The following is an 8,828-nucleotide window of genomic DNA, read 5'->3' as shown; positions in this document are numbered from 1 at the left end:
AGGCAACCGTGCCTGCGGCAGCGTTGATTTCATCTATAGCGGCTTGTACGTCAGTCGCCGCTAAACCACTGGTGGTATTATCGTATGGGTTACTAGAGGCTCTAGTATCTAAAGTTACATCAGTTCCATCTCCGTTTGTAAATTGATACACGCCGTTGCCTAAATCTGTGATTGCTGATTTAGCTACCGTAATACTTGTACCTGCTTCATTAGTGAAAGTTACATTTCCGTCGCCGTTGTCTTGTATAGTAGTAATTGTTTCTAAAATAGAAACTATATCTCCATTTTCATTGGTATACTCACCAATTATATTACCCGCCCCAAGGGTATTGGTTAAAGTTGTTATGGTTTCTACTGGTAAAACTACAGTGGCTATACCTCCATTTTCTAGAGAAAGTGATAACTCTCCTGTAGTATTGTCATAGGTGAAATTTTCTAATTGTTGATTATCAGAAGATGTTAGTTCCCAAGAATCTCCGTCCCAGTAGTAAATAGTACCTGTATTGGTATTTACATAGATATCACCTACATCTGCTCCTGCAGGTGTAGCCATGCCTGGAGCGGAAACTTCAGTTCCGCTTAACACTTCACAATTACATTGATCTTGCAATGTAACCGTTGTTTGAGCAAAGGCAAAACCAGTAAATAAGAAAAGTAATACTGGTAATAAAGACTTTCTTTTGGGGTAGTTTCTATTATACATGTTTTGGTTTGTGTTTAAAATACATTCAAGGATTTTATCTTTTAACAATTACAGAAAACCTTGATATGGGGCATTTTACATTCAATACAAAAATTGAGTTTATATCTGCTTTCAGAAAATAATTGTTGTGTAACAGCATTTTAACAAAGTATACTCTGGAAAAATTGAGGTTAAAATTTTCTTAATAGGTAGTTTATCGATGAGCCCAGAAATAGCAAGACCTATGAATCCTAGTAAGAATTCATAGGTCTCTCCTATTTTAAGAAATCTTTATTGATTAACCCTGTCCGTAATTCTACGATTAGTGATAACCGTAGCTACTTTTATAACGGTTGAAGGCGAAAATTCAGATGTTGAATTACTAATTGTAGCTGTTGCCGTTATCATATCTCCCAATTGTGTTCCTGAAGGCAATGGTAAACTAATATGAAATCTATTGGTATTATCTGTATTACCATCCGTATCTGTATAGCCTGCAGTTGTGGCGTCTAAATCCTCCGCACTACCCTCTTGTACAGTACCAATATACAATTGGCCCTCTCCATAGTCTTGAGAAGTACCTAATTGATTGTCACCCGCAGTAGCAGTACCCTCATTAACGTCTGTAAAGAAAAACTCCATTTGTACATTGGGGCTAGCCCAACCCTTAACTATTATGCTATTACCAGAAATGTAGGCTGCTGAAATTAAAGGAAAATTGACAAAATTATTAGAGCCTGTATCTATATCATTTAGGTCGTTTAGCGTTACGCCATCACCTGCTAAATCTATTCCTAAAGCTTGACTGCTTGCACCATTTGCATAGAAGGAATTCTGACTGAATAAATTAGCTATCCCATTACCTGTAGTAGCTAGCCCAGAACCACCATTATTATGAATAACATTTCCGCTTATGACCGAATTGCTACCTCCTAACTCAATTCCCATTTGCTCAGGAGCAGTACCACAATTACCTCCATTTTGTCCTGACCCTGTGATGGTATTATTTAAGATTTGTATGTTACCGCTAGAAGCAGCATCAATACCTATAGAAGCTGCATTTTCTATAAGGTTTTCTATAATTTCAATTCCAGAACCGCCATTAATTCTAATGTTATCATCACATGATGTTATACCATTAGTTGTAATATGATTTCTAATTAACTGTGAACTATTACCGCCAGCGATTAAAACACCATTTACGGTATTTGTTGCTATATAATTACTATCTACCAACATGTCCCCAGAGACATTATTAATTCCATAATCTACATTGCCTACATTTGTTCCTTGGGCATTTACACCTAATAAATTCTCTCTAATCACAACATCACCACTATTTATCCGAATGGCTGCATTGTTATTAGCAAAAACTGATAAATTCCTTATTTGGATAGCATTAGCCGCAACTTTTATGACATTACCTGCGTTGCGATGAATCTGTATTTCAGGTAAGTTATAATTGGGCAATACTAGGCCAGTAACACCAACAGTAGTGCCACCTGCTCCAACAGTTCCTACATTGGTATCTCCAGAATAGGCTGTTTGCGTTCTACCGTCTACAATGGTATTGTTATCCGTAATTTGAGATGGCGTATAGGTATTATTATAAAAAATATCAAAATAACCATTTGTATAATTTGGGTCTGCAGTCCTACCTAATAAATCGCCTGAAGTAGGTATCATAAAAATAGAAACATCTTCACCCGCTTGTGGATCAAAAATACTGTTAGGTTCTATGTCCAGACTAATTTGACCAAGATTGTTACTATTTATAATGAATTGCTCATAAGAACCTTGTCCAGATTCATTTGTATTAACAATGGTATTGAAGTTGAAACCAAAATCAATACCAACAATACCATTACTAGCTAAAATTACAGTAGAAACTGATTGCGCTCCAATCAAAGAACCAGCAGGTACATCTTCTTGAGCAGGATTAGCACCACCTACGTCTTCACCAACTTCAACAATGCCAGTTCCGTTATGAAAACTCCTAAAGGTTTGAACTCCATAACATGTTGTACAGCTTGATCCACCTATCCTTGTAGAATTCACGGTTTCATTTACAACCCTAACTGAGTAAGAACCGTCTGCCATACCACCAAAAATATATTGACCATTAGCATCTGTAGTTGTCGTCCTTATTATATTTCCAAAGGAATTGTACAATTCCACAGTAACCCCTTCAAGTGGCTCACCATTAGCGTTAAGTCTATTTCTACCCGTACCGCCAGGATAATTAATATCTTCAAAAACAAAACCTGTAACCAAATTGGAAGGTACTTTAATGACAACGGCGTTCGAAATAATATAATCTTGACCCACATTAACATTGGCAGTAACCTCAGTGTTAGATGGGGCGATATAGGTAGAAATATCAAAAGTATCCCAATCCACCCCGTAAAGCGTTGCATCATTGACTATTGGTGATTGCGTATTGTCATAAGCCGTAGAGTTATAGGCATTATTTCCTGTTTGGCCTCCATCACCAGAAAGCACAAAATTGAACCCAGATTGATTAGTTATTGATAATTCTTCTGGATTAGTGCTGCCAGTACTTGAGCCATCTAAAGTAGCATCACCTTCCCAAGATAAAAAAGAGGCTTTGGAGCCTGCACCTGCTATTGCAAAAAAGGAATCTAGTGTAAAAGAATTTCCTGCATTATTTAAACCGTCAAAACCTTCATACAAATTGATATTAGAGGCAGGCAACGAAGGTTCTTCGTAAAAGACCATCAAAGTCCAACCACCAAGAACGGTTGCAGTTTCACAAAACGGAGAACCAGAATCAATAGTTAAATCTGTAACATCAAACGTATTAGAACCTAAATTTACAACGCCGATTGCATCTATGATACTGGTTACGTCGGCCACATATCCAAAATGAGTAAGTGTGGTCGTTCCACTATTTATAGCAGACTCATAAATTCTACTTGCGGTAACACTTTGCCCTTCAAAAGTAACTGTGTCATCTAGAACATAACTAGAGTGTGCCCAATATAAATACGCTTTTTTAATGGTAGCTGTGTTGGGTACTGCACTAAAAAGCGTATTACTAGAAGTGTTTGTTATGGCACACGCATCGGTTGTTGTTGCACTATTTTGGAGTGTTCTAAAAGATCCAGCAGTAGAAGTATAATCCACATAGCCCGCAAATTGATCGAACAAAACCAAAGGTTGATCAAACGGTATTTGCGAATTTATAGTTATTGTGGCTGTATCCGTAATATCAACATCCGTATTGCTAACGGATGTAAAAACAATACTAAAATCTTCGTCTCCTTCTATAATTCCATCGCTAGTAATTGGAATAGTAATAATCTCTGTATCGTTTACATTACCATTAAAATTTAATACTCCCGTGGTATAGGTATAATCTTCTGGAGAAGTAGCTGAGCCTATAATTGTCTCATAATTTACCGTGTAGGCAGAGGTTGAACTCCCAAGCTGCTCTACTGTTAGAGTTACACTACCTGCGGTTTCATCTACAGCAACGTCTTCTACATTTAAAAAGGGAGATGGAAATGTGGCATTTATTCTAAAGTTATCTATGTATGCAAAATCATTGTTATCCCAATTATTCCCTCCACTTCTTATGCGAATAACCGTATTGCTAGATATATGTTGATTGATGTTAATATTAAAGTTACCTGAGTTATTGTTTCCATTAAAATTACCCAAAGAGAAGAAGTTGGAACCGTTACTTGATATTTCTACAATAACATTTTTAGAACCATTTAATCCAGAAGTTTGCCATGAAAAATTTAAAGAAGCAGACGTAGCGGAGGTTAAATCTACCCCTCTTCTGATACTTTGATTAGACAAATTATAAAATGTTAATCTATTAGAAGCTATATAGATATTTTGACCGGTTGGACCAGAATCAACGTCATTACTTTCTATCCAGTCCGAATTAAAATTTCTTGTTCCATTGTTATTAGAATAAGAAACTGTATTAAAATCATCTAGATATGATTCTTGACTAAATCCTAATTGACTAACTAGAAATAAGATAATGATTATGGTACTATTCTTAAAATCAATCATTGAAAAGTGGAATGTATGTATATAACAACAAAACTATTAACGTTAGATTCTCCTTAACAACATTTGTTGCCAAAGCCCTAATATACAAGATGAAACCAGGAAAAATTGAAGTTAGCGAATGGTAAAAAAACAAAAAACGCCCGTCGCATGGGCGTTTTTTTATTATTTAAATAAGTAAAACTATTCTAATATAATAAACTCTGAACGTCTATTTAATTGATGTTGTGCACTGGTACAATAGACACCATCATCACAATCATTTAGCAAACGTTTTTCTCCGTAACCTTCACCTTGTAAGCGCTCTTTAGCTATCCCCTTAGAAATCATATAGGCAACGGTAGCCTCCGCACGCTTTTGAGATAGCCACAAATTATATTCATCCCTACCTCTACTATCTGTGTGTGCATTGACTTTTAATTTAAGACTAGGGTACTTCTCCATGGCTACAATTACTTTTTGTATTTCTACTTCTGCATCTGGTCTTATATTGTATTTATTCAAATCAAAATAAATAGTGCTTAACTGTAATAGTTTGGCCAAATCGTCTCCAAAACCTCCTGTAACTCTATCCCTTTCTAAATAAAAATCTACAATCCTAGGTTTACCGTAAGAGGCCGGTAAAAACTCCTCTGCTGGTACGTAACCTTCCATCAATGCTCTTACAAAATTACCTTTAGAACAATCTAAGGTAAGAAGATATTCTCCCTTATTATTTGCAATAGCAGTTGCAATTTCATTGTTATCTTCATCAATCAACTTAACAGTTGCACCAATCAAAATTTCATTAGATATGCGGTCTCTAACGGTACCCGTAACCTCCTGAAGACAATCTAATTTTAAAGCTATATCTTCTGTAAATTCATAAATATCATCGTCCCCTACACTCCCTTCTTCTCTATTGGATGAAAAGTAACCAGTTTTATTTTCTTCGTTAAAAATATAAGAGAAATCATCAAACTGTCCATTGATAGGTTTACCTACATTAACAATAGGTTGGTCATATTCATCAAATGCAATTTTTGTAGCAAATACATCTAAACCTCCCAGACCTGGATGCCCATCTGATGAAAAATATAATACATCATTTGGCGTAATAAATGGAAAAGTTTCTCTAGCTTCTGTATTAATATTATCACCTAAATTAACAGGACTGCTAAAGGTACCATCACCTACAATTCTTACCTTCCAAATATCTGAAGCTCCCTTGGTACCAGGCATATCAGAAACAAAGTACAACTGCTTTTCATCTGGGCTAAGCATTGGGTGTGCCACCGAATATTCATCACTATTAAAAGGAAGTTCAATAATATCAGTCCACTCACCCCCAACTAAACTAGCTTGAAAAATTTTAAGATTGGTTGTTCCTTTTTCGTCCTTAATTCTCTTGCCATCAACAAAATTATTTCTGGTAAAATACATGGTAGTTCCATCTTTTGTGACTACAGAAGTAGACTCGTGCAACTTTGTGTTAACATTACCAGGAACTTTTACAACTGTGTTAGTACTATCTACTACGTATAAATCTAAAAAGTCTTTAGCGTTCCAAGTATGCCTATATCTGGCAAAATTACCAGTATCCCTGTCTGAAGAAAAGATTAATCCATCTTTATAATAGGCAGCGGCAAAGTCTGAATATTTGGAGTTATGTTGAAAATCTTTAAGTGTATATCGACCAGAATTCTCTTCAATCTTCGCCATATAATCCGCTTCTGTAAAAGCCCCTTTTATACGGCTACTACTTGCTTTCTGGTTGAAGAGATTCATGATTTTTTCTGACTTCTTATACTCTTGCATAGATTTTAAAGACTGTGCATACCTAAAGTAATAATCCGTTGTAATAATCGTATCATTATCACCATAAGACTCTAAAAGCTTAGCATAGGTATCAGCAGCCTCTTTGTACCGAGCATTAAAATAGTAGGCATTCCCTAATCGCTTTAATAAATCTGGAGAACTGAATCCTTTATCTAATACCTTTTTGTAGATATCTATTGCCGGACTAAAAGAGTATTCATCATACTTTTTGTCTGCCCGTTCTAAGGCTTTTTCCTGAGCCGATATACCTAATATACCAAGCAATAATGCAACAGTAAGTAATCTAATTTTTAACATGGTCTGTTATTTAGAAGAAACGTGGGGAGATTGTTCTTTGGAATCTTTTCAGTAATTCGAATCTAAGGAATACCTCAAAAGAACCATCATTAAACCTCCGTGTTCCTAAATCTGTAGTTTCCTTATCGTAAGCTAATCCTAACATAAACTGGTCGGTGATTTGGAAACCTGCCATTGCGCTCAAGGCTGCATCCCAACGGTATGCCGCGCCAAAGCTAAATTTTTCTGCGAACAAGAAATTTGCGGATACATCTACCTGTAATGGAGCACCACCTACTGCTTTGGTTAAAAGTGCAGGTTTAAATTTTAAATCCCCATTGATATCAAAGACATAACCAGTGATAAAATAAAAATTGATGCGCTCTGTAGCTAAAAATTGCACATTGTTAGCATCTGTGTTGTCATTATCAAAAAACTCCGTTTCTATAATATTGGGTGCTGATAAACCCGCATAAAAATTATCTGAATGATAGTAGACTCCTAAACCAAAATTAGGAGAGAATTGACTGTCAATATTATCTTGCTCAACAACTTCAGCATCAAAATTTCTTAACTTTTGAAAGTCTAGACTTAAGAAATTACCACCACCCTTTAATCCAAAAGATAGTTTAGCATCTCTAGATACATCAATGGTGTAAGAAACGGTAGCGTCTAAATAGGTTTCTTGTACCGTACCATCACCAATATTATCGTTAACCAAGGAAATACCATATCCAACCCTGCTATTACGTATTGGAGAGTGTAGGTTAAGTGTAAAGGTTTCTGGTGCACCTTCTAAACCAACCCATTGAGACCTATAAAGTGCAGCCGCTGTAAGTTGCCCTCTGGAACCTGCATAAGCAGGGTTTACAGACAACGTATTAAACATGTATTGCGTGTATTGTGCATCTTGTTGCGCTTTTACAGCTACAACGGTCATTATTAAAGCTAGTGTGGCTAAAAAATTCTTTTTATTTATCATCTTAGAACTAATCATCTAAATGTTATTTACTGATGTATAAGTAGCTGTTATCTATAATTCTCTCACCATTGTTGGCATCGTACTCAAAAATGTAGTAATAGATTCCAGAAGGTAGATAATCATTAACGCTTAACGTAGAGCGACCTCTTGACCTACCATCAAAAATATTATTAACATTATCATAATCTTCCCCTTCATATACCAATATTCCCCATCGGTTATAAATTTGAAGTTTATTATTCTTAGCATTATTGATACCTCTAATAAATAAGAAATCGTTCTTTAAATCGTTGTTCGGGGTTACCAACTGGTTTACTTCAACTTCACCATCATCCACTGTTTCTGGTTCAATATCTGGATCTAAATAATCTGGAGTACCATCATTATCCCAATCATCATTGGTTGGGTCTCCATCGCCATTTGCATCTTCGTCTGGAGTGTCTATGCCATCACCATCGTCATCCAAATCGCGATAGTTGACGTCTTCCGTACCGTCCGTATCTGGTAAATCGTTCGCTGGGTCTTCTATCTCATCGTTAACATCGTAACCATCATTTACATCACTACCCTCATAGCCATCGTCTAAACCATCATTGTCTGTATCTACTCCAGTGTAAGTGTTGTCTGGTTCGCCATCATAATCGAAGTCTTGACCTTCATTACTGTCTGGCACCAAATCATTATCACTATCATCATCTATGTAATCTGGGGTACCGTCTTGGTCGGTGTCTTCTGGTGTAACACCTTCGTTGCCTGTCCCTTCATATGCATCGTCCAAACCATCATTATCCGAGTCTTCACCACTTGGTGGCAGGTAACCTTCTGTGGGTTGACCCTCTACATTGTCTGGAATGCCATCGTCATCACTGTCAATGTCTAAACTGTCTGGTCTGCCATCGTTATCCGTGTCGATAGTTCCATCTCCTTCTACTGTATCTAAGATACCATCATTATCATCATCTAAATCCACAACGTCTGGTACGCCGTCACCATCCGTATCCGGACCGTTGTCTGGGTCTAAGT

Annotated in this window: 5 protein-coding genes; all 5 read right to left on the bottom strand. The window is 36.5% G+C overall.

Annotated elements, in window-relative coordinates; translation table 11 throughout:
* The coding region (locus FBT53_RS15810) for a hypothetical protein (RefSeq protein WP_136952161.1) at positions 1 to 703 on the bottom strand (703 nt) is incomplete at its 3' end.
* A gap of 270 nt (positions 704 to 973) precedes the next feature.
* Positions 974 to 4,732, bottom strand: coding sequence for an S-layer family protein (locus FBT53_RS15805; RefSeq protein WP_136952160.1), 3,759 nt, complete (start codon positions 4,730 to 4,732; stop codon positions 974 to 976).
* A gap of 180 nt (positions 4,733 to 4,912) precedes the next feature.
* Positions 4,913 to 6,844 carry an OmpA family protein gene (locus FBT53_RS15800; protein WP_136952159.1) on the bottom strand — a complete coding sequence of 644 codons (1,932 nt, stop codon included), beginning with the start codon at positions 6,842 to 6,844 and terminating at the stop codon, positions 4,913 to 4,915.
* Positions 6,845 to 6,854: 10 nt separating this feature from the next.
* The gene (locus FBT53_RS15795; protein ID WP_255578322.1) at positions 6,855 to 7,820 is read right to left on the bottom strand and encodes a type IX secretion system membrane protein PorP/SprF; all 966 of its coding nucleotides are present in this window, start codon (positions 7,818 to 7,820) and stop codon (positions 6,855 to 6,857) included.
* Positions 7,821 to 7,827: 7 nt separating this feature from the next.
* Positions 7,828 to 8,828, bottom strand: a 1,001-nt coding sequence (locus FBT53_RS15790) for a gliding motility-associated C-terminal domain-containing protein (RefSeq protein ID WP_136952158.1), incomplete at its 5' end; no start/stop codon positions are given.

The sequence above is a fragment of the Flavobacterium sp. ASW18X genome (assembly GCF_005144745.1).
GTDB lineage: Bacteria > Bacteroidota > Bacteroidia > Flavobacteriales > Flavobacteriaceae > Croceivirga.
This window is presented reverse-complemented; position numbering and strand designations above follow the sequence as displayed.